The sequence below is a fragment of the Photorhabdus noenieputensis genome (genome assembly GCF_018448935.1).
In the GTDB taxonomy this organism is placed as follows: domain Bacteria; phylum Pseudomonadota; class Gammaproteobacteria; order Enterobacterales; family Enterobacteriaceae; genus Photorhabdus; species Photorhabdus noenieputensis.
This window is the reverse complement of record NZ_RCWC01000151.1, coordinates 1-769: the sequence shown is the minus strand read 5'-3', so window position 1 is coordinate 769 and position 769 is coordinate 1. Positions and strand designations below refer to the sequence as shown.

The 769-nt window shown below is 62.3% G+C and carries 1 protein-coding gene; it reads right to left on the bottom strand.

Annotation, left to right across the window (positions count from 1 at the left end; all coding sequences use genetic code 11):
• Nucleotides 1–28: 28 nt before the first annotated feature.
• Nucleotides 29–355, bottom strand: coding sequence for a hypothetical protein (locus tag EAE91_RS23600; protein ID WP_214090555.1), 327 nt, complete (start codon nt 353–355; stop codon nt 29–31).
• Nucleotides 356–769 lie beyond the last annotated feature (414 nt).

Here is a 769-nt window from a genome sequence, read left to right as displayed (position 1 = left end):
GGCAACCGCCTGAGCATTGATGAGCGGCTTAATGCGTATAATTGGCATTATGTCTTGCGCCCCCGCGGGTTAGCATCGAAGGGTGTGGCGCACAAGGCTGACGCCTTCTGCTGTCAGCCGCTGAGCCAGCCATCGGCAAAAACCCGTGTTCTTCTTTAGCTGCCGTGCCAACGTCCGGCCAACAACCCTGAAGGCAGGTCGGCCTGCGGCCTCCGTTATTTACTTCCCCCCGCCCCAACCCCGCTGCACTGGCTGCGCGCGGCTCGCAGTCGCAGGCTCCTTGCTCGTTACCGTGCTCGCCATCTCCGCCCCGTGCAGCCCCCGGGGGCTTCCCTGAACAAAACCGCGTGGTCATGCAAGGTCATACGCAAACCGAAGCCACAGTGCCTCAGAGCGTCGCAGGGGCGCCGCTTGCGGGCTCTATGCCGCCCGCGCCCGCAGAACGGACGCCCGCCGCCCAAACAAGTTGGGCGACGTTCGCCCGTTGCCGAAAAAGGCGCTACACTGACCAGAGCGCGGCGGGAAAAACTGGCCTTCGGCGGCGAAAAGCGCGTCAGGGGGTTTTGGGTCCGGCGGTGAACGCACATTGGAAAAAACGGGTGGTAACTGACTGAGGGCATTGGGAAAATCGGTGTCCGGCGGTCAACGTCGCAATGGAATGCGTTGTTGTTGAGAATAATGCGCTGAGCCTGCCAAAAGGCATGGCGGAGTACGGTCGGGCACAGAGTTCACTCGCCATGCAAATGCTCAGGGAAGGGGCAACCCCGGA

Coding starts and splice junctions, on each gene's coding strand:
- EAE91_RS23600 (WP_214090555.1), bottom strand. CDS start 355: ATGACCACGCGGTTTTGTTCAGGGAAGCCCCCGGGGGCTGCACGGGGC.